Genomic DNA, 18,922 nt, shown 5'->3' on the forward strand with positions numbered 1-18,922 from the left:
ACCAACATGAAATCAGTCATCCTGGTGACGGGCGCGGGTACGGGCATCGGCAAGTTGAGCGCGCAGGCGCTGGCCGAAGCGGGGCACATCGTCTACGCGACGATGCGCGATGTCGATGGCCGCAACAAGGCACGCGCCGACGACCTCCGCGCACTCGCTGCGCAAAAGGACATCCAGTTGTACCCGCTTGAACTCGATGTGCTCTCGCAGGCGTCCGCGGACGCGGCCGCTGCGACGATCGTGCGTGAGCAAGGCCGCATCGACGTCGTGATGCAGAACGCGGGACACCTTGTTGTCGGTCCGTCCGAGGCGTTCACGCCTGAAGAGATGATGAAGGTGTTCGACACCAACCTGTTCGGTGCGCAACGCGTGAACCGCGCGGTGCTGCCCTACATGCGCCAGCAGGAGTCGGGCCTCGTGCTGTGGATCAGCAGCACGACGACCAAAGGCGGTTTCCCTCCGTTCATGGGCCCGTACGGTGCGGCCAAGGCGGCGATGGATTCGCTGGCCGTGACGTTGTCGTACGAACTGGCGCGCTTTGGCGTAGAGACCTCGATTGTCGTGCCGGGCGCCTTCACGAGCGGCACCGACCACTTCCCGAGCGCCGGCAAGCCCGCCGATACAGCGACGGCCGAAGCCTATTCGCGCTACGACGGGGTAATGGACCAGCTCGGCGCGCGTCTGACGGCGCTGACTCCGCCCGACGCGGATCCGAAAGCGGTGGCGGACGAAGTGGTGCGCATCGTCGGACTGCAAAAAGGCATGCGCCCGATGCGCTCGGTGATCGACTTCGTCGGCGATGGCGCGAAGGAAGTACTCGAAGTCTCGGAGCGCGTGCGGATCGAGTTCGCGAAGCGGATCGGGATGGGCGATCTGCTCGAAGCGAACGTGAGAGCGTGATGGACGCGAGGCGCATCGTTTGCGGCGTCCTGCTTGCCTGGCTGTGGCTGGCCGCCGCGTGCGGCCAGTCGACCCGTGCAGGAGAGGAGGGCAACACCATGAAAGCATCGACGACGTATTTATATCTGCTCAGAAAGACACCGTTCTTCACGGGTCTCGACACGCAGCAGTTACGCTGGACCATCGACCACTCGCGCGAATGGGAAGCGCAACCAGACACGGTGATCGCGGAGTGTGGCGGGGCAGACGACTTCTGGATTCTTCTGGACGGCCGCTGGCAGGTCGAGCGCGATGGCCGCGCATTCCCGGCCGGTCATGCCGACGCGGGCAAATGGTTCAGCGCATCGGAAGGTGGCGGAGCCTGCCGGTTGGTCACGACGGAACACAGCTATGTGATGAAGATCGCCCGCGCAGACATGGACGACATGCTCGCCCGCGGCTTTGCGTTCGGTTCGCATTTGCAGCAGGGCCGCGCGTACTACGCGACGATATTCGCGGCGACCGCGGCGGTTCATTGAGCGGCAAAGCGGGGGGGAAAAAGGGGGCGTTTTCGATGAAGCGACCTCAGGCCAGTCGCTTGCCAGGCGACCAGCCCAGGGGCGATTAAAAGTCAGGCTTGCGGCGCGGCATTGTCCGTATCTTGCGCGCCGCTTTCTTCTTCTTTCTTTTCTTCGTCTTTCTTTTCTACCAGCGATTCGAGCGCACCAGCGACTTTAAATCCGGCAACCGCTGCAAGGCCTTCCGTCAGGAGCGAAGCATCTGGATCGACCTTCTTCGTTCCTTCGACTGCCGCAACCGCACCTGCGATCTCACCTACCGTATCCAGAATTCCCATGACAATCACCGTATATGTTGAGCGTAAATGCGAACTGCTTCACGAACATCGAAGAGCACTGCGGTTGCAGACTCTATTGGCATTTCCCAACGGCGACGCTGTTGCTTCTGTCAGAGCAACCGCTATTGCGTGTCGCTTGCCGAAGGTGCGACCTTGACGCGATGCGTTGCGCTGATGGCAGCACCAGCGCGCGCCGTCGTGATCGACAATACCATCTCGTAAATAGCGAAACTGTCAAACTTTGTTATTTCTGGCGCCTCCTCGGACCCTCGGCATCGATGATGAACTGTCACGCCGCTTCCCGTCAGATGCGGGATTCCCGCCCGCCCGCGCCGCCGCCGGCCCGGAGTCAGACCACAGCCCGCGCTTCGCGCAATCCCTGGGTGGTACGGCGACTGGTACTCACCGGAACGATGCGCGTCGGCGAGCATTCCCGGTCAATCGCAACGATGGGGATTTCCCTGGTATGGCGAACTTCGGCACCGGTTGCGGCGTACCGCACATCCAGGATATGGGGCGGCAGATCGTCCAGACGGGGATCCAAAGGGGCGTCGGTAGAAATCATAAATATATGATTTCAAAGTGAAATGGTGCGATTTTGGCAGCCTTTACTTCGGCGCGAAGTCTGAGCGTTGACGATCAAGGTCCACAGCCAGGCGAATCTCGACAAGACACATTGCACCGCTTCTTGAATTTGTCACCGCCCGTCCATATAATTAGCACTCGCTGCACGAGAGTGCTAACAACATTTCCGGTTGGCTACGCCAGCCGGGTTTTCTCAGCGTTCTTCAGTCTCAATCAAGAGAGGAGTATGTATGAACCTTCGTCCTTTGCATGATCGCGTGATCGTCAAGCGTCTGGATCAAGAAACCAAGACCGCGTCGGGCATCGTGATCCCCGAAGCCGCAGCGGAAAAGCCGGATCAAGGCGAAATCCTCGCAGTCGGCCCGGGCAAGCGCGACGACAAGGGCGCCCAGATCGCCCTCGACGTGAAGGTCGGCGATCGCGTCCTGTTCGGCAAGTACGCTGGCCAGACCGTCAAGGTCGACGGCAACGAACTGCTCGTGATGCGCGAAGAAGACATCATGGCCGTGGTCCAGAAGTAATTCGCCGCCCCGGTTATATCCCAGAGAATTCAAGGAGTTAGAAGATGGCAGCTAAAGACGTCGTATTCGGTGATTCCGCCCGTGCCAAGATGGTTGAAGGCGTGAACATCCTCGCGAACGCTGTGAAGGTCACGCTGGGTCCGAAGGGCCGCAACGTGGTGCTCGAGCGCAGCTTCGGCGGCCCGACGGTCACCAAGGACGGTGTGTCGGTCGCGAAGGAAATCGAGCTGAAAGACAAGCTCCAGAACATGGGCGCACAAATGGTCAAGGAAGTCGCTTCCAAGACCAGCGACAACGCAGGCGACGGCACGACGACCGCAACGGTCCTCGCACAGTCGATCGTCCGCGAAGGCATGAAGTACGTCGCATCGGGCATGAACCCGATGGACCTGAAGCGCGGCATCGACAAGGCTGTCACCGCAGCGATCGAAGAACTGCGCAAGATCAGCAAGCCGTGCACGACGAACAAGGAAATCGCCCAGGTTGGCGCGATCTCCGCGAACAGCGATTCGTCGATCGGTGACCGCATCGCTGAAGCGATGGACAAGGTCGGCAAGGAAGGCGTCATCACCGTTGAAGACGGCAAGTCGCTGCAAGACGAACTCGACGTCGTCGAAGGTATGCAGTTCGACCGCGGCTACCTGTCGCCGTACTTCATCAACAACCCGGACAAGCAGGTTGCTGTGCTCGAGAACCCGTTCGTGCTGCTGCACGACAAGAAGGTGTCGAACATCCGTGATCTGCTGCCGGTGCTCGAGCAAGTCGCAAAGGCTGGCCGACCGCTCTTGATCATCGCTGAAGACGTGGAAGGCGAAGCGCTGGCTACGCTGGTGGTCAACAACATCCGCGGTATCCTGAAGACCGTTGCTGTCAAGGCTCCTGGCTTCGGCGACCGTCGCAAGGCCATGCTCGAAGACATCGCTATCCTGACGGGTGGCCAGGTCATCGCTGAAGAAACCGGCCTGACGCTCGAAAAGGCAACGCTGGCTGAACTGGGTCAAGCGAAGCGCATCGAAGTGGGCAAGGAAAACACGACGATCATCGACGGCGCTGGCGAAGCTGCGAACATCGAAGCGCGTGTCAAGCAAGTGCGCACGCAGATCGAAGAAGCAACGTCGGACTACGACCGTGAAAAGCTGCAGGAGCGCGTGGCCAAGCTGGCTGGCGGCGTTGCAGTGATCAAGGTCGGCGCTGCGACCGAAGTCGAAATGAAGGAAAAGAAGGCACGTGTCGAAGACGCACTGCACGCAACGCGCGCAGCTGTGGAAGAAGGCATCGTTGCTGGTGGCGGCGTCGCGCTGATCCGCGCACGCTCGGCAATCTCTGGTCTGAAGGGCGATAACGCAGACCAGGACGCAGGTATCAAGATCGTTCTGCGCGCAATGGAAGAACCGCTGCGCCAGATCGTCTCGAACGGCGGCGAAGAAGCCAGCGTCGTGGTGGCAGCAGTTGCAGCAGGCAAGGGCAACTTCGGCTACAACGCAGCAACGGGCGAGTATGTCGACCTGGTCGACGCAGGTGTTGTGGATCCGACGAAGGTGACGCGCACGGCGCTGCAAAACGCAGCTTCGGTCGCAGGTCTCCTGTTGACGACCGACGCAGCTGTCTGCGAACTGCCGAAGGAAGATGCACCGATGGGCGGCGGAATGCCTGGCGGCATGGGCGGTATGGGCATGGACATGTAATTTCGGTTCGAGCCGAAACGCATGTGGAGCGCTCCGTAATGGAGCGCTTCTCGAAAACAAAAAACCCGCAGCGATGCGGGTTTTTTGTTTTTGAGTATGTCGCCTGAGGACGTCTGCTTCGGCAGGGCTGCCTGGAACACGAGACTCTGAGCCAGGCTTTCCGGTAGTTCCTGTCGACCGGATCGTTACCGGTGAACTTTACTTTTCACTTTACAACGATTTCGACGTCTGAGAACACGTCAACTCCCGGTTCGTCGAACCATGCTACGCCCTCTTGAACAATCGTAATCCTGAGGACGTATTGACCGGCCTTCGACGGTGATTCCACAGAAACAGAGACCGCCTTCCTTTCTCCAACAGGTAGTCTCGAGGGTGTAGGGGTGCGCTCACCGTCAAAAATAGCAGCCGATCCCGTGGATTTCTCTATCCAGTGGTACGAAATATTGACTGGATTTGAATTGCGGCTGGCTATCCTGCGACCAGAGTTGTTGGTTACCTCCGCCGCAACCTGAAACTTCGTAGACAGTCCGATTTCAGATGGTGCCTTGACGATCTCTACACAGAAGAGCTTCCGGCTTTCAACGGGCAATGGCCCGAGCCAGTGCGCATCCTGATTTTCGCTGCCTGATTCATAGCGTGAGACAAGAAGCGACTTCACCATCTGGCTTAAGCGTTGCTCGAAAAGCTGGCAAGCCCATTCGTATAGTTCCTGATCCAGGGTGGTGATTCGATTGATGGCGGCAATCGTCTCAGCGGAAATCTCATTGTCGAGAGGTCTATTGAGTGAAGTATTTAATGTTGGCGCCGAAAAATCCGGATAAAACCCCATCCGATAGGATAAAAGGTTCATGGAGTTCTGCATGCGCTCAGTGATGCCGAAAAACGCAGCTTCTTCGAGTCTTTTCTTTGCTATATCCAGCAAGGCGCGATCGTCGGCGCGTTGTGCGTACTGCTTGACCGTCTCCGTCCCGTAGCCGACAGGGTCAAGTGCGAGTCTGGAGTAATCGAGATCAACAGCAAGAAATAACGTCTGGGCATTCGTCATGTCCCAGTTTGTTTCGCTATCCTGGACAAAATCGAGCAGCGACCAGTTCTCGTCAACTACGCGACGGTGTCGGTAGGCGTTTTCATCGCGTTTAACATGTGAATACCAGGAAATCGTCCGTTGTACCGGATCTCTTAGCATCGTGATATAGGTCAGATTCCGTTTTATGTACGAACTCAATCCGTACCATAGATGTCCACGAAAAAAGCTATAGTTACGCAGCGATTGATCTGGAATATCGAATAATCCGGGAAGTAGTTGCGCGGGGCAAATCTCATGCTGATCAAACTGACTGTCCAGAAAGGAGATAAAAGAGGTACCCCCGGTCTTTGGTATATGAAGATAGTAGAGGGGATCTTTCATTTTGTAGTGGTCATATCAAAACGTGTCAAATCTGACAGTGTTCTTATTGCTGTCTGATCACGCTGGCAGATTTTAGCCGTGTGGCCAATCCCAGTTCACTTCGAAGCGCGTGCGAGGAACGTCCATCAAGAGCGTTCCTCCAAAAAACAGTGGATTAAACCGCACAAGCTCAAGACTCGAGAGCAGTTGTTCAAACGTCAACCGCCAGGAGGTTTCCGTTTGGACCGAGCTATCTCAACTCGCGATCTTCCGGAGCCTCGATCGATCGGCCTCCATCAGACACTTGTCGCACAGATGCTCAAAGATAAGAGCGACACTCGCCGATACGTCTAGCACGTCGGTTTCAACGACCAGATCCGGGACCGTCGGCGGCTCATAGGGAGCGGACACACCAGTGAAAGACTGGATCTCGCCGGCTCGAGCCCGGGCATAGAGACCTTTCGGGTCACGGCGGGCGCAGCTATCGAGCGATGCTGAAAGCCACGTTTCCATAAAGCGGTCCTGCCCAATAATCTCGCGTGCCATCGCCCGATCTTCGCGCATCGGCGAAATGAGCGCGGAGATGACGATCAGACCCGCTTCGTTCATCATTTGCGCAACGTGGGCGATCCTTCGGATGTTTTCGTGGCGATCCTCGGGACGGAAACCCAGGTCGGAAGTCAGACCGTGACGAACATTGTCGCCGTCGAGGACGTAACAGGCGTGGCCAAGCGCCATGAACTGTCGTTCCAGTTCGAACGCAATCGTCGATTTGCCGGCTCCGGACAAGCCCGTGAGCCAGACGGTGACTGGCTTTTGCTGAAACAATGATGTGCGGTCCCGGCTTGATGTCTTGCCGGCAAAACGCTGCACGAAGCGCGGAGACTGATCCACGTTGCACTCCTTGGCGGTTTCTTGCGCGATGACGGAACATGCTGTCATTTCAGTGCGATGTAGGGCCTCGTGAGCGTCCCACCGCAGCAAAGATCCGTCCCGCTCACATTTGAAAATCCGTGTTTCAGATCGCCGACCGAGCCTTGGTTTTCCTCTCTCCGAAGAATGGAATGCCTCAAATGCCGGGCGGCCGAAATACGATTTGCAAATTCTACCGCTTCATACAAATGGCGGATGTAACGCTTAATTACGACTGTAATGTCGTTGTTTTATATTTGTATTGACTTTAGCAAACGTTTTCTACACGAAGAAATAAAAAAACTGATGTTTGGCATGAGGCTGGTGACTGGTATCGCTGTCGATCTGGAAGGGGGCGTCGCCAGGAGTCGGCGTGAGAGCCAGCAGGCAACCGAGCGCTCTGGCGCCCGCCACGCTGCTGTAGCTCCAGCGAATTGCAGCCAACAGACCAGCCCGGTGCGCTGCAATGTTCAGTGACGGGCTTCGCCCGGCGGCGCGTCCTTGCCACCCGCGAGCGGAGTCTCTTCGTCTTCGCTGCTGCGCGCCCAGAAGAAACGATCAGGCATATACGCGCCCATACCCGGACGAAATGCACTGCGCGTCGCCTGATAAAGATACTCCTGCGCCTCACGCACTGCCTCGGCCGGATCCTGTCCATTGGCGAGCAGCGCCGCAATGGCTGCCCCTAGCGTATCGGTGATGCCCATGATCCGGTTCGGGCCGCGATCCCACATGTCCTGCCGCAGCTGGCCGTCTTCGCTGAACAAGGTGTTGACGAGCCGGTGCGTGCCGGTTTCCGTCGACAGGATATATTCGCAACCTTGCGACAGCAGATGGGAAATCGCCGCGTCGAGACTCGGCGCTTCGGCGTCGCCGTCCGGCTGGGCGAGCGCAAGCAGTGTCGCGTGGTCGGCGACGAGCAGGGTGGTTTGCGGTGCAAGCAGATCGGCGATAGCTTCGCGCAGTTCGTCGGCGGCAAGCACGTGTTCGTCATCGAGCGTGAAGTCAGGTGCGAGGATCAGCGGGATATCGTCGTAGTCAGCGACCACTTCGGCGATTGCGCTCACTACCTCGGCGCGCGTCGCGGCGCCGACCTTGAAAGCGGCGATCGGCATGTCTTCGAGCAGCATCCGCGCCTGAGTAGCGACGACCTCGGGGTCGAGCCCGGTGACTTCGTCGCAGCTCGCTGAATCGCGCACCGTGTAGCCGGTCAGCACGGAGACGCCGTGGCAACCCATGCTGGCGAGAGTCATCAGGTCCGCCTGGATGCCGGAGCCTCCGGTTGGATCGGAAAGGCCGAAGGTGAGGACGATCGGAGGGCTGTCGCTGGGCATGAAAATCGCTGGCTGAAGTGGGGCTGGAGAGTGGCAGGCACGAGGTCTGCGGTCGCCTCAATTATGCGGCCTATTCCGGTGCCGGGGCGTTTTTTTGCACCGCCGCGAGGCTTGGCTCACAGATCGGGTCGAATTGTGCATATTGCGCGCTTGCGCCTTGCCTGGATTGCTAGGCAGTGGGGCGGCAACACGGTACCATCATGGTCCTGATTCGACGGACTTTTTGGACTTTTCGACGCGGCATAAGAATGGAATATAGAAGCTGGATGTGCCTGATCTGCGGCTGGATTTACGACGAAGAAGCCGGTTTGCCAGATGAAGGAATCGCGCCGGGGACGCGCTGGGAAGATGTCCCGATCAACTGGACCTGCCCTGAATGCGGCGCCCGCAAGGAAGACTTCGAGATGGTCCAGATCTGACCGGTCCGCCCGTCGCGCCGCGCGCTGGATATGCGCGTGCATAGGGCGGGCGCATTGGTTGCTGCCGAAGACTGCTTCGGAACGTCGGCGTTTTCGCCGTGTCGCAAGGGTAGTGTTCATCGTACCGTCGCGGGCAGACGCGCAGGGCGCGCCGTCTGCCGCGCTGCGGCTCGCAAGCGTTTCTCTCGTCAGTCCATGACCCTTCGACCCGCTACGATCGATCCTTTCGAGGCCTTGCCCAATCCACGCGGCGGAGCGATTCGCGGCGCCGAAGCATGGCTGGCCGATGCACAGCAGGAGCTTCTCCGCCACGGCGACGCCACCGCACCATTTCTGCGAGCGGCGCATGTGTTCCGTGAGGCGGGCTGGCTGGCGGCGCACCGGTTTGCGGATACGCTCGCCCTTGTGTCATCGCTGGCGCAGCGCGACGTTTCGCACGATGGCGGTGCGCGGGCGTCTCTGGCTGACGCGCTGCACGATTTCCGTGCCGCGGTCGAGCGGCACAACCTTCACGAGCTTTCTTGTTCGCCGACGCTCTTCGAGCACTATCGCGTGCTTAACCAGCAAGTGGCGCAGCATACGCCTGGCTACAGCGTCGCGTTTGAAGACATGGCGCTGGCGGGTCGTCCGATCCCACCCGTCACCATGCACGCGCAGCCGGCACACAAACTGGCGCATCTGCGCGCCCGCTATGAACGGGCGCTGCTCCCCGTGCTGCGTCAGCACACGGGCAATGGCGCAGTGTCGCCGCAAACCGGCGCTTCTCTCGACGAACTGGACGCCTGTCTGGCTGAAGTCGCCAGTCCCGATCCCTACGACTTCTGGCGGCTTGCCGCCGCCTGCGCCCGCACGTTGCGTGCCGGTGGCCATGCGCTGGGGGAAAGGGACGCGCGCCGTTTCTACGCGCGCTGCAATCTTGTGCTGGCCGATCATGCGCGCGGGACATCGCTCGCGCCGCGTTCGCTGGTGCGAGCGACGCTGGCGATGCTCTGGCGCGACCTCGCGCTATTCGGCGCGGCGGCCGAAGATGCCGACCTGGTCGAGTTGCTGCATGACTACGGGCTGACTGTCGACTGGCACATTGCAGGCACGCAGGCATCGGAGGCGTTGTGGGAGGAGCAGGCCGCACAGGCAGAAGTCGTTGCCGTGCGCGACCCTGTGGCACGCGAACTCGGCGTGCTGACCGTCAACGCGAATGCGTATGAAGATTTTCTGCAGACAGCGGACGCGTCGATTTCTGCGCTGTCCGAGCATGCCCGCCTTGCCGACAACCCCGAGAAGGTCGACCCTGGCGCTGCGCTGCAGGCGGGCGACGCCGCCTATCGCCTTGGCGCGGCCGCCTGGGCGCTCGGCCTCGGCCACGTGGCGATGCTGGCGGATGCGCTGGGGCTCGCATGGCGCCGTCGCGCGCACGCGGGCGTATCGACGCCAGCGGTGCGCTCGCGCACCATCGTCGACGCGCCGCCCGCCCGTTCGCTCGACCACGCCGCCGAGGCGCTGCGCGCGATGCTGCACAAGATCGCAGCGGGCGTCGCGCCGCCCGACGGCAGCGCCGCGCTTGCCGCGTTGACCCACGCGATCGAGCAGGGTGGCGTTTCGCCCGCGTCGAAGACAGGCGCGACCTGACTGACGGCCATGGAGCCAGCCGTATCAGCTCATTCCTCACCGCCCTTGGGCCGCCGCGGACAACGTCGTTCGCGAAATGGTGGGCGGGCGCGAATCCTGCTGTTCGACGCGCCGCGAGCCCTTGCGGAACACGTCACATCGGCGACCTGTAAGTGCGTGATAGAGTGCGGTATGAATGCCGTCGACGGCGCCCCGCGAATCCATACCCGCGCCCATGCGCGTATGCTCAAAGCCCGCCATCCTGCACCGTCTTTGCTAAAATTCGAACTATGTCCAAGAGTAGCGATCGCATCAATCTGACCAACCAGTTCCTGATCGCCATGCCGAACATGGTGGATCCCACGTTTTCAGGAACGGTGGTCTACCTTTGCGATCACAGTGAGCGCGGTGCGCTCGGCCTCGTGATCAACCGGCCGACCGATATCGATCTGGAAGCGCTCTTCAATCGCATCGATCTCAAGCTCGAGATCGAACCCCTTCTGCATGTTCCCGTGTACTTCGGCGGCCCGGTGCAAACCGAGCGCGGCTTCGTGCTGCACGATCCGAAAGACGGCAGTTCGTATACGTCATCGATGTCGGTGCCGGGCGGGCTCGAGATGACCACATCGAAAGACGTGCTCGAAGCCGTCGCCAGCGGCAACGGTCCCAAGCGCTTCCTGCTTACGCTCGGCCACGCCGGGTGGGGTGCCGGACAGCTCGAGGAAGAGATTTCGAAGAACGGCTGGCTCACCGTCGAGGCCGACCCGAAAATCGTCTTCGACGTCCCCGCTGAAGAGCGGTTCGAAGCGGCACTTGCGCTGCTCGGCATCAACCTGTCGATGCTTTCGGGCGAAGCAGGTCACGCATGAGCGGTGCGGCCGGACGTGAGGTAACGCTGCTTGCGTTCGACTATGGTGAAAAACGTATCGGTGTGGCAGTGGGCAATACGCTCACGAAGAGCGCGCGGCCGCTCGTCGTGGTGCAGAATCGCAGCCGCGAATATCGCTTCGAAACGGTCGGCAAACTGATCGGCGAATGGAAGCCGGACGCGCTCGTCGTCGGTCTGCCGATGCATCCGGACGGCACGCCGCATGAGATGACGCAACTGGCCAAACGCTTCGGCAACCAGTTGAATGGCCGCTTCAATCTGCCGGTGACGTGGGTCGACGAGCGCTATTCCTCGGTCGAGGCCAGGGCGGGCATCCGCGCCGGCACCGGCCGCGCCGACATGCTCGACGCCGAAGCCGCCAGCATCATCCTCCAGCAATATCTAGACGGACTTTCCGACGATCATGAATTCCATTGACGCCGAGGCGCTGTATCGCGCCGTCCTCGAACAGGTTCGTGCGGCATACGGCGCCGGGGTCGGCGGTCCGGATGGCGCGGTGCTGGCTGGCATCTATAGCGGCGGCGCCTGGCTTGCTGAGCGGCTTGCACACGACCTGAATGTGGCGAGCTTCGGCGTCGTCAATGTCGCGCTGCATCGCGATGACTACGCCAAGAAGGGCCTGCACACGCAGGCGAGCCCGACATCGCTGCCGTTCGAAGTCGAAGGCCGCAGGATCGTGCTCGTCGACGACGTGCTGTACACCGGCCGCACCGTGCGCGCAGCGCTGAACGAGTTGTACGACTACGGACGCCCGGCGTCGGTCGAACTGGCGGTGCTGGCCGATCGCGGCGGGCGCGAATTGCCGGTGGCGGCGCGCTTCGTGGGCGGCATGGTCGACATACCGGCCGACGCAACGCTCGTTCTCGCCCGCGAAGCGGGAGAAGGCGGCAACGAGCGGTTCACGTTTCACACCGAAGCGCGCGCGGATTGAGCATCGCCGGGCGCGAATAGCATCCAGGACTTCCGGACCTGCTACGAACGAGAGTCGCCACTTCCGAATGGCGGAATCGGACAGTCCGGAGCGAAGCACACGTTTTAAGCCAGGTACACCATGAACACCACCCAGGGTTCCACCGACAGCAGCGCCGCCGCGGACCGGTTCCGTTACGGCTTCCTGAAGGGCAATCCTCAGCTCACGAAGAACGGCGAGCTGAAGCATCTGCTGACGATCGAAGGCCTGCCGCGCGCGATCGTCAATCACATTCTCGACACCGCCGGGCAGTTCGTCAGCGTGACGGACCGCGAGGTGAAGAAGGTGCCGCTCTTGCGCGGCAAGTCGGTGTTCAACCTGTTTTTCGAGAACTCGACGCGCACACGCACCACGTTCGAAATCGCCGCCAAGCGCCTGTCGGCCGATGTCATCAATCTGAACATCAATGCCTCGTCGACGAGCAAGGGCGAATCGCTGCTCGATACGATCAACAACCTCTCCGCGATGCACGCCGACATGTTCGTCGTGCGACACGCGTCGAGTGGTGCACCGTATCTGATCGCCGAACACTGCGCGCCGCACGTGCACGTGATCAACGCCGGTGACGGCCGTCATGCGCACCCGACTCAGGGTCTGCTCGACATGTACACGATCCGCCATTACAAGCGCGATTTCACGAATCTGCGCGTGGCGATCGTCGGCGACATCCTCCACTCGCGTGTTGCGCGTTCGGACATTCACGCGCTGACCACGCTCGGCGTGCCTGAAGTGCGCGCGATCGGCCCGCGCACGCTGTTGCCGGGCGGGCTCGAGCAGATGGGCGTGCGCGTGTTCCACAACCTCGACGAAGGCCTGAAAGACGTCGATGTGATCATCATGCTGCGCCTGCAGAACGAGCGGATGAGCGGCGCGCTGCTGCCGTCGGCGCAGGAATACTTCAAGAGCTGGGGCCTCACGCCCGAGCGTCTCGCGCTCGCGAAGCCCGATGCGATCGTGATGCATCCGGGGCCGATGAACCGCGGCGTCGAGATCGATTCGCAGGTGGCGGACGGACCGCAGTCGGTGATCCTGAACCAGGTGACGTTCGGCATCGCGGTGCGCATGGCGGTGATGGGCATCGTTGCGGGCAACAACGACTGACCGCAGGTCCCTTACTCGAACCAGGCACGCGACACGCAACGCAGAAAAAGGTAGCGGATGAAGATTCATATTCAAGGCGGCACGCTGATCGATCCGGTAGCGGGCACCGAACAGCAGCAGGACGTATTTATCGCGGCGGGCAAGATCGTCGCGCTCGGCCACGCGCCAGCGGATTTTCAGGCAGCGAAGACGATCGACGCCAAAGGGCTCTCGATCGCGCCGGGCCTGGTCGACCTGTCCGCGCGGCTGCGCGAGCCGGGCTACGAGCACAAGGCGACGCTCGAATCGGAAATGGCTGCGGCGCTCGCGGGCGGCGTGACGAGCCTCGTGTGTCCGCCGGATACCGATCCCGTGCTCGATGAGCCGGGTCTGGTCGAGATGCTCAAGTTCCGCGCGCGCAATCTGAACCAGGCACACGTTTATCCGCTCGGCGCGCTGACGGTCGGCCTGAAAGGCACGACGATCACCGAGATGGTCGAACTGACAGAGGCTGGTTGTATCGGCTTTTCGCAGGCCGATGTGCCGGTGGTGGATACGCAGGTGCTGCTGCGCGCGCTGCAATATGCGAGCACGTATGGCTACACCGTATGGCTGCGTCCGCAGGATGCGTATCTCGCGAAGGGCGGGGTCGCCGCGAGCGGCGCGCTGGCTTCACGGCTGGGGCTCTCCGGCGTGCCGGTGTCGGCGGAAACAATTGCGCTGCATACGATCTTCGAGCTGGTCCGCGTGACGGGGGCGCGGGTGCACCTGTCGCATGTGTCGTCGGCGGCGGGCGTCGAGTTGATGCGCGCGGCGAAAGCCGAGGGGCTGCCCGTCACGTGTGACGTGACCGTCAACCACGTGCATCTGATCGACGTCGATATCGGTTACTTCGATTCGCAGTTCCGGCTCGATCCGCCGCTGCGCTCGCAGCGTGATCGCGAAGCGATCCGCGCGGGCCTCGCAGACGGCACGATCGATGCGATCTGCTCCGACCACACGCCTGTCGATGACGATGAAAAGCTGCTGCCGTTCGCCGAAGCGACGCCGGGCGCGACCGGACTCGAACTGTTCCTGTCGCTGACGGTGAAGTGGGCGAGCGAGGCCAATGTGCCGCTCGCGAAGGCGTTGAAGCGCATCACCGCTGCGCCTGCCGACGTGCTGAAGCTGCCGGCGGGACGCATCGCGGTTGGCGAGGCTGCGGATCTGTGCGTGTTTGATGCGAGTGGACACTGGCGTGTCGAGCCGCGCGCGCTGAAGAGCCAGGGGCACAACACGCCGTTCCTCGGTTACGAATTGCCGGCGCGTGTGCGCGCGACGATCGTCGGGGGCCACGTCGCTTTCGAGCAGCGTTGAACCGACAACGGACAAAGACACAGGAACGGAAAGCGCCCACCATGAAGCTCGCGTTTCGCAAAGCCAGACTCGTCGCGCATCTGCTGCACGGCATGTGGACCGTCGCGACACGTTTTCCGCGCGCGTCGGCTGACGAACGGCTGGAACTCAACCGCGCGTGGTCCCTCAAGATGCTGCGCCTGTGCGGCATGCGCCTTGTCGTACACAACGACGACGTGCGGCTCGATGCCGGGGCGCTGGTGGTGAGTAATCACATCTCGTGGATCGATATCTACGTGATCAATGCTTGGCGGCCGACGCCCTTTGTGTCGAAGGCCGAGATCCGCAACTGGCCGGTGGTCGGCTGGCTTGCGCAGCAACTGGGCACGGTGTTCATCCAGCGCGAGAAGCGCAGCGACGCGAAGCGGATCATGCATGAACTCGCCGACCGTCTGAATGCCGGCGAACTGATGTGCGTGTTTCCGGAAGGCACGACGTCCAACGGGCTGTCGCTGCTGCCGTTTCATGCGAACCTGTTTCAGGCGCCCGTGTCGGCCTCGCGGCCTGTGCAGCCGATCTGCATCATGTATGAAGACGCAGACGGGCGGCAGTCGACGACGCCGGCTTATATCGATGACCTGACGCTCGGCGATTCGCTCGATGCGATGCTCCGCGGTGGGTCACTGACGGCGCATGTGTATGTCGGTGCGCCGCTCGCGCCTGGGGCTGACCGGCGATTGCTGGCGGCTGAGGCGGAGGGGGTGGTAAGGGCGGCGTTGGGGGCGTTGCAGGGCGGGGTGGTGCCCGGCGTCGAAAAAACGGCGGGCGTCGATTCGCGTGACACGGCTGACGAAACGCTGGACAGTGAAGCCGACCTGACGCGAAGCGCGGAGCGCGGTTAGTTTCCGGTCGTACGGCAGGCTGCGCAATCGACCTGCGTGACTGTGCGATCGTCGGGCAAACTGGCGAGGCGTATCGCGGACAGTTGATGGCCCCACACGCAGCCCGAATCGAGACCGATCACGTTGTCGCGAACCATCAGGCCGAGCGCGGCCCAGTGGCCGAACACCACTGTCACATCTGAAGTCGCCCGCTCTGGCAGATCGAACCAGGGCATGTAGCCCGGCGGTGCGGAGTCGAGTCCGCCGCTCGAGCTGAAATCCATCTCGCCGTCCAGGTTGCAAAAGCGCATCCGCGTGAGCGCGGTGCACGTCAGACGCAGACGGTCAATGCCCTTCAGATTCGGTCTCCAGCAATTCGGCTCGTTGCCGTACAGGCCCGCAAGCGTTTCCTTCCATGTCGGGGCGCGTAACGCGCGTTGCAGGTCTTCGGCCAGTTCCATCGTGAGCACGGCGTCCCACTGCGGCAGCACGCCAGCGTGGACGAGCAGCATATTGTTTTCGAAATGCGCGATGGGGCGATGACGCACCCATTCGAGCAGATCGGGTGCGTCGGGCGCGGCGAGGATGTCGTCGATCGTGTCGCCCTTCTTCGAGCGGCGGATGCCCGCCGATACCGACAGCAGATGCAGGTCATGATTACCGAGCACCGTGATCGCGCGATCGCCGAGTGAGACGAGATCGCGCAACGTGGCGAGCGACTCGGGGCCTCGATTGATGATGTCGCCGGCGAACCACAGCGGCGTGTCGTCCGACGGTGCGGCCTTGGCGAGGAGTTCCTGGAACTGGGTGCGGCAGCCCTGAAGGTCACCAAATGCAAGCGGGACGGGCCGGGTCAAAGCGGTCATCTGAGGGCTGGGCGTTAATGACTGTGCAATATAGCGTGACATAATAGCTTGTTTGGAGCGACGGCATTTGCGAAGCACGGGCCGTTCGGGGAACCAGCCGCAGGCGCACTTCGACGCTGTCGCGAGGCAATCGAGAGGGAAGAATATGATTCTGGTGACTGGTGGTGCGGGTTTTATCGGCGCCAACTTCGTACTCGACTGGCTGCGCGACGGAGATGAACCTGTCGTCAACGTCGACAAACTCACCTATGCGGGCAATGCGGAAACCCTCGCGCCGCTCGAGTCCGACCCACGTCACATTTTTGCGCGTGTCGACATCTGCGACCGTGAGGCGCTCGATGCGCTTTTCAGGACGCACAGGCCGCGCGCAGTGCTGCACTTCGCGGCGGAAAGCCATGTGGACCGTTCGATTCACGGGCCCGGCGAATTCGTGCAGACGAACGTCGTCGGCACCTTCACGCTGCTCGAAGCGGCCCGCGCCTACTGGAATGGCCTCACCGGCGGCGAAAAGGATGCATTCCGGTTCCTGCACGTTTCCACGGACGAGGTGTTCGGCTCGCTCGAACCCACCGATCCCGCCTTCAACGAGCGTACGCCGTACGCGCCGAACAGTCCGTATTCGGCAAGCAAGGCAGCGTCCGACCACTTTGTGCGCGCATATCACCATACGTACGGGCTGCCGGTGCTGACCACCAACTGCTCGAATAACTACGGTCCGTATCAGTTCCCCGAGAAATTAATTCCGCTTACCATCATCAATGCGCTTGCCGGAAAAGCGTTGCCTGTGTATGGCGACGGCAGGAACGTACGCGACTGGCTGTACGTCGGCGATCACTGTTCCGCGATCCGCACCGTGCTACTGAAGGGCGCGCTGGGCGAGACATATAACATCGGCGGCTGGAACGAGAAAGCCAACATCGATGTCGTGCACACGCTGTGCCAGACGCTGGACGAACTGCGTCCATCGGCGTCGGGCGAGCCGTACGCGAGGCAGATCGAGTTCGTGAAGGATCGTCCGGGACATGACCGCCGTTATGCGATCGACGCTACGCGCATCGAGCGCGAGCTTGGCTGGCGCCCCGCTGAAACGTTCGAAACCGGGATGAAGAAGACGGTGCGGTGGTATCTGGAACACCCTGAGTGGATTGCCGGCGTAACGAGCGGCAGTTATCTTCATTGGATGGAAAAGCACTACGCCGGGCAGGCTTAAAGGAGCGTCGATGTCACGCAAGGGAATCATTCTCGCAGGCGGATCGGGCACGCGGCTGTACCCGATCACTCACGCCGTTTCGAAGCAACTGCTTCCGGTGTACGACAAGCCGATGATCTACTATCCGCTTTCGACGCTGATGCTCGCCGGGATCAGTGATGTACTGATCATCTCGACGCCCATCGATACACCGCGTTTCCAGTCGATGCTTGGCGACGGTTCACAGTGGGGGATGAATCTGCAGTACGCGGTGCAGCCTTCACCAGATGGGTTGGCCCAGGCGTTCATCATCGGCCGCGAGTTTATCGGCAGCGATCCCTGTGCGCTGATTCTCGGCGACAACATTTTCTATGGTCACGATCTCGCGCGTCAGCTGGAACAGGCTAACGCGCGAACCGATTGCGCGACCGTGTTCGCGTATCACGTCAACGATCCACAGCGTTATGGCGTGGTCGAGTTCGATGAGCAGATGCAGGCGCTTTCGATTGAAGAGAAGCCAGCGGAGCCGCGTTCGTCGTATGCCGTGACGGGGCTCTATTTCTACGACAACGATGTCTGCGATATCGCCGCCGATATCAAACCTTCGGCCCGCGGCGAACTCGAAATCACCGACGTCAACTCGCGGTATCTGGAAGCGGGCAAGCTGCGCGTTGAGATCATGGGGCGCGGTTATGCCTGGCTCGATACAGGCACGCATGATTCGCTGATCGAGGCGGCCACGTTCATCGCGACGCTGCAGAAGCGGCAAGGGCTGGTGGTGGCATGTCCGGAAGAGATCGCCTACCGGCACGGCTGGATCAACGCGGAGCAACTGACGAAGCTGGCCGCGCCGCTTGCGAAGAACAGCTACGGGCAATATCTCAAGAATCTTCTGACGGACAAAGTCGTATGGCAATCACGGTAACCGCAACGGCGCTGCCTGAAGTCAAGCTCATCGAGCCGAAGGTGTTTGGCGATTCGCGTGGATTCTTCTTCGAAAGCTTCAATGCCCGCGAGTTCGCGGAGAAGGTGGAGGCTGGGGTCGAGTTCGTGCAGGATAACCACTCGCGCTCGGCGAAGAACGTGCTGCGTGGGTTGCATTATCAGATTCAGCATCCGCAGGGGAAGTTGGTGCGGGTGATTTCGGGCGAGGTGTTCGATGTGGCGGTTGATATCCGCAGGAGTTCGCCGAATTTCGGGAAGTGGATGGGCGTGAATCTGAGTGCGGAGAACAGCCGTCAGTTGTGGATTCCGCCGGGGTTTGCGCATGGGTTCGTTGTGCTGTCGGAGACCGCTGACTTTCTGTACAAGACCACGGATTACTGGTTTCCGGAGCATGAGCGGTGTCTGCTCTGGAATGATGCGCAGGTCGGGATCGAGTGGCCTGCTACTGGTGAGCCAACGCTGGCTGCGAAGGATGCGGCGGGAAAAGGGTTGGTAGAGGCTGAAACATATGCGTGAGTGTCAAGGCTGGCTATAGCTAGCCTGAACTCGAATTTATGCGCAAAACATTGAATCTAAAGAAAATC

20 protein-coding genes are annotated in these 18,922 nt (G+C 61.1%); 15 read left to right on the forward strand and 5 right to left on the reverse strand.

The window, feature by feature from the left end:
- Positions 1–6 precede the first annotated feature (6 nt).
- Positions 7–900, forward strand: a complete 894-nt coding sequence (locus P3T23_RS23020; RefSeq protein ID WP_429318438.1) for an SDR family oxidoreductase — start codon at positions 7–9, stop codon at positions 898–900.
- Positions 900–1,418 (forward strand): hypothetical protein, encoded by a 519-nt coding sequence (locus P3T23_RS23025; RefSeq protein ID WP_429318439.1) that lies wholly within the window; start codon positions 900–902, stop codon positions 1,416–1,418. Before P3T23_RS23020 ends, P3T23_RS23025 begins: the two co-directional genes overlap by 1 nt.
- A 92-nt stretch (positions 1,419–1,510) precedes the next feature.
- On the opposite strand, the gene P3T23_RS23030 is transcribed toward P3T23_RS23025, so the two are convergent.
- Complete coding sequence (locus P3T23_RS23030) at positions 1,511–1,735, reverse strand: hypothetical protein (protein WP_429318440.1); 225 nt, start codon at positions 1,733–1,735, stop codon at positions 1,511–1,513.
- A gap of 815 nt (positions 1,736–2,550) precedes the next feature.
- Between P3T23_RS23030 and groES the strand changes: the two genes are divergently transcribed.
- Positions 2,551–2,841 carry a co-chaperone GroES gene (gene groES, locus P3T23_RS23035; RefSeq protein WP_007178996.1) on the forward strand — a complete coding sequence of 97 codons (291 nt, stop codon included), beginning with the start codon at positions 2,551–2,553 and terminating at the stop codon, positions 2,839–2,841.
- 44 nt (positions 2,842–2,885) lie between these two features.
- Positions 2,886–4,526, forward strand: coding sequence for a chaperonin GroEL (gene groL / locus P3T23_RS23040; protein ID WP_429318441.1), 1,641 nt, complete (start codon positions 2,886–2,888; stop codon positions 4,524–4,526).
- Between the two features lie 205 nt (positions 4,527–4,731).
- Here groL and P3T23_RS23045 read toward each other — a convergent pair whose 3' ends face one another.
- The 3 genes from P3T23_RS23045 to P3T23_RS23055 all read right to left on the reverse strand — a co-directional run bounded on the left by P3T23_RS23045 (position 4,732) and on the right by P3T23_RS23055 (position 8,159).
- Positions 4,732–5,934 carry a sulfotransferase family 2 domain-containing protein gene (locus P3T23_RS23045; protein WP_429318442.1) on the reverse strand — a complete coding sequence of 401 codons (1,203 nt, stop codon included), beginning with the start codon at positions 5,932–5,934 and terminating at the stop codon, positions 4,732–4,734.
- Between the two features lie 234 nt (positions 5,935–6,168).
- The gene (cysC, locus tag P3T23_RS23050) at positions 6,169–6,807 is read right to left on the reverse strand and encodes an adenylyl-sulfate kinase (protein WP_429318618.1); all 639 of its coding nucleotides are present in this window, start codon (positions 6,805–6,807) and stop codon (positions 6,169–6,171) included.
- Between the two features lie 488 nt (positions 6,808–7,295).
- The gene (locus P3T23_RS23055) at positions 7,296–8,159 is read right to left on the reverse strand and encodes a hydroxymethylpyrimidine/phosphomethylpyrimidine kinase (RefSeq protein WP_429318443.1); all 864 of its coding nucleotides are present in this window, start codon (positions 8,157–8,159) and stop codon (positions 7,296–7,298) included.
- A 248-nt stretch (positions 8,160–8,407) separates the two neighbouring features.
- Here P3T23_RS23055 and P3T23_RS23060 point away from each other — a divergent pair, with 248 nt between their 5' ends.
- The 8 genes from P3T23_RS23060 to P3T23_RS23095 all read left to right on the forward strand — a co-directional run bounded on the left by P3T23_RS23060 (position 8,408) and on the right by P3T23_RS23095 (position 15,359).
- Positions 8,408–8,578, forward strand: coding sequence for a rubredoxin (locus P3T23_RS23060; protein ID WP_008342674.1), 171 nt, complete (start codon positions 8,408–8,410; stop codon positions 8,576–8,578).
- Between the two features lie 195 nt (positions 8,579–8,773).
- Positions 8,774–10,204 (forward strand): hypothetical protein, encoded by a 1,431-nt coding sequence (locus P3T23_RS23065; protein ID WP_429318444.1) that lies wholly within the window; start codon positions 8,774–8,776, stop codon positions 10,202–10,204.
- A 269-nt stretch (positions 10,205–10,473) separates the two neighbouring features.
- Entirely contained in the window at positions 10,474–11,052 is a 579-nt protein-coding gene (locus tag P3T23_RS23070; protein ID WP_429318445.1) for a YqgE/AlgH family protein, read from the forward strand.
- Positions 11,049–11,489, forward strand: coding sequence for a Holliday junction resolvase RuvX (gene ruvX, locus P3T23_RS23075; protein WP_429318446.1), 441 nt, complete (start codon positions 11,049–11,051; stop codon positions 11,487–11,489). The genes P3T23_RS23070 and ruvX overlap by 4 nt, the downstream gene beginning before the upstream one ends.
- The gene (gene pyrR, locus P3T23_RS23080; RefSeq protein ID WP_429318447.1) at positions 11,476–12,003 is read left to right on the forward strand and encodes a bifunctional pyr operon transcriptional regulator/uracil phosphoribosyltransferase PyrR; all 528 of its coding nucleotides are present in this window, start codon (positions 11,476–11,478) and stop codon (positions 12,001–12,003) included. The genes ruvX and pyrR overlap by 14 nt, the downstream gene beginning before the upstream one ends.
- 120 nt (positions 12,004–12,123) lie before the next feature.
- Entirely contained in the window at positions 12,124–13,143 is a 1,020-nt protein-coding gene (locus P3T23_RS23085; protein WP_429318448.1) for an aspartate carbamoyltransferase catalytic subunit, read from the forward strand.
- 57 nt (positions 13,144–13,200) lie between these two features.
- Positions 13,201–14,478 carry a dihydroorotase gene (locus P3T23_RS23090; protein ID WP_429318449.1) on the forward strand — a complete coding sequence of 426 codons (1,278 nt, stop codon included), beginning with the start codon at positions 13,201–13,203 and terminating at the stop codon, positions 14,476–14,478.
- Between the two features lie 41 nt (positions 14,479–14,519).
- The gene (locus P3T23_RS23095; RefSeq protein WP_429318450.1) at positions 14,520–15,359 is read left to right on the forward strand and encodes a lysophospholipid acyltransferase family protein; all 840 of its coding nucleotides are present in this window, start codon (positions 14,520–14,522) and stop codon (positions 15,357–15,359) included.
- Here P3T23_RS23095 and P3T23_RS23100 read toward each other — a convergent pair.
- On the reverse strand, positions 15,356–16,204 hold the full coding sequence (locus P3T23_RS23100) for a symmetrical bis(5'-nucleosyl)-tetraphosphatase (RefSeq protein WP_429318451.1): 849 nt from the start codon (positions 16,202–16,204) through the stop codon (positions 15,356–15,358). The two genes, P3T23_RS23095 and P3T23_RS23100, sit on opposite strands and share 4 nt — an antisense overlap.
- 145 nt (positions 16,205–16,349) lie before the next feature.
- Here P3T23_RS23100 and rfbB point away from each other — a divergent pair, with 145 nt between their 5' ends.
- From rfbB to rfbC, 3 genes are read left to right on the forward strand one after another with little or no spacing between them, the layout of a single operon-like run.
- Positions 16,350–17,414: a dTDP-glucose 4,6-dehydratase gene (gene rfbB, locus P3T23_RS23105; protein ID WP_429318452.1), complete on the forward strand. Its 1,065-nt coding sequence runs from the start codon at positions 16,350–16,352 to the stop codon at positions 17,412–17,414.
- 10 nt (positions 17,415–17,424) lie between these two features.
- Positions 17,425–18,318, forward strand: a complete 894-nt coding sequence (gene rfbA, locus P3T23_RS23110) for a glucose-1-phosphate thymidylyltransferase RfbA (protein WP_429318453.1) — start codon at positions 17,425–17,427, stop codon at positions 18,316–18,318.
- Positions 18,303–18,854, forward strand: coding sequence for a dTDP-4-dehydrorhamnose 3,5-epimerase (rfbC, locus tag P3T23_RS23115; protein WP_429318454.1), 552 nt, complete (start codon positions 18,303–18,305; stop codon positions 18,852–18,854). The genes rfbA and rfbC overlap by 16 nt, the downstream gene beginning before the upstream one ends.
- Positions 18,855–18,922 lie beyond the last annotated feature (68 nt).

It is taken from the genome of Paraburkholderia sp. GAS448, assembly GCF_050435685.1.
Lineage (GTDB): Bacteria > Pseudomonadota > Gammaproteobacteria > Burkholderiales > Burkholderiaceae > Paraburkholderia.

Bases quoted from the DNA above. Each gene is read 5' to 3' on its own strand.
- rfbB (WP_429318452.1), top strand. From the start codon at position 16,350: ATGATTCTGGTGACTGGTGGTGCGGGTTTTATCGGCGCCAACTTCGTA.
- rfbA (WP_429318453.1), top strand. From the start codon at position 17,425: ATGTCACGCAAGGGAATCATTCTCGCAGGCGGATCGGGCACGCGGCTG.
- P3T23_RS23025 (WP_429318439.1), top strand. From the start codon at position 900: ATGGACGCGAGGCGCATCGTTTGCGGCGTCCTGCTTGCCTGGCTGTGG.
- rfbC (WP_429318454.1), top strand. From the start codon at position 18,303: ATGGCAATCACGGTAACCGCAACGGCGCTGCCTGAAGTCAAGCTCATC.
- groES (WP_007178996.1), top strand. From the start codon at position 2,551: ATGAACCTTCGTCCTTTGCATGATCGCGTGATCGTCAAGCGTCTGGAT.
- groL (WP_429318441.1), top strand. From the start codon at position 2,886: ATGGCAGCTAAAGACGTCGTATTCGGTGATTCCGCCCGTGCCAAGATG.
- ruvX (WP_429318446.1), top strand. From the start codon at position 11,049: ATGAGCGGTGCGGCCGGACGTGAGGTAACGCTGCTTGCGTTCGACTAT.
- P3T23_RS23085 (WP_429318448.1), top strand. From the start codon at position 12,124: ATGAACACCACCCAGGGTTCCACCGACAGCAGCGCCGCCGCGGACCGG.
- P3T23_RS23100 (WP_429318451.1), bottom strand. From the start codon at position 16,204: ATGACCGCTTTGACCCGGCCCGTCCCGCTTGCATTTGGTGACCTTCAG.
- P3T23_RS23045 (WP_429318442.1), bottom strand. From the start codon at position 5,934: ATGAAAGATCCCCTCTACTATCTTCATATACCAAAGACCGGGGGTACC.
- P3T23_RS23070 (WP_429318445.1), top strand. From the start codon at position 10,474: ATGTCCAAGAGTAGCGATCGCATCAATCTGACCAACCAGTTCCTGATC.
- P3T23_RS23095 (WP_429318450.1), top strand. From the start codon at position 14,520: ATGAAGCTCGCGTTTCGCAAAGCCAGACTCGTCGCGCATCTGCTGCAC.
- pyrR (WP_429318447.1), top strand. From the start codon at position 11,476: ATGAATTCCATTGACGCCGAGGCGCTGTATCGCGCCGTCCTCGAACAG.
- P3T23_RS23030 (WP_429318440.1), bottom strand. From the start codon at position 1,735: ATGGGAATTCTGGATACGGTAGGTGAGATCGCAGGTGCGGTTGCGGCA.
- P3T23_RS23090 (WP_429318449.1), top strand. From the start codon at position 13,201: ATGAAGATTCATATTCAAGGCGGCACGCTGATCGATCCGGTAGCGGGC.
- P3T23_RS23065 (WP_429318444.1), top strand. From the start codon at position 8,774: ATGACCCTTCGACCCGCTACGATCGATCCTTTCGAGGCCTTGCCCAAT.
- P3T23_RS23055 (WP_429318443.1), bottom strand. From the start codon at position 8,159: ATGCCCAGCGACAGCCCTCCGATCGTCCTCACCTTCGGCCTTTCCGAT.
- P3T23_RS23020 (WP_429318438.1), top strand. From the start codon at position 7: ATGAAATCAGTCATCCTGGTGACGGGCGCGGGTACGGGCATCGGCAAG.
- P3T23_RS23060 (WP_008342674.1), top strand. From the start codon at position 8,408: ATGGAATATAGAAGCTGGATGTGCCTGATCTGCGGCTGGATTTACGAC.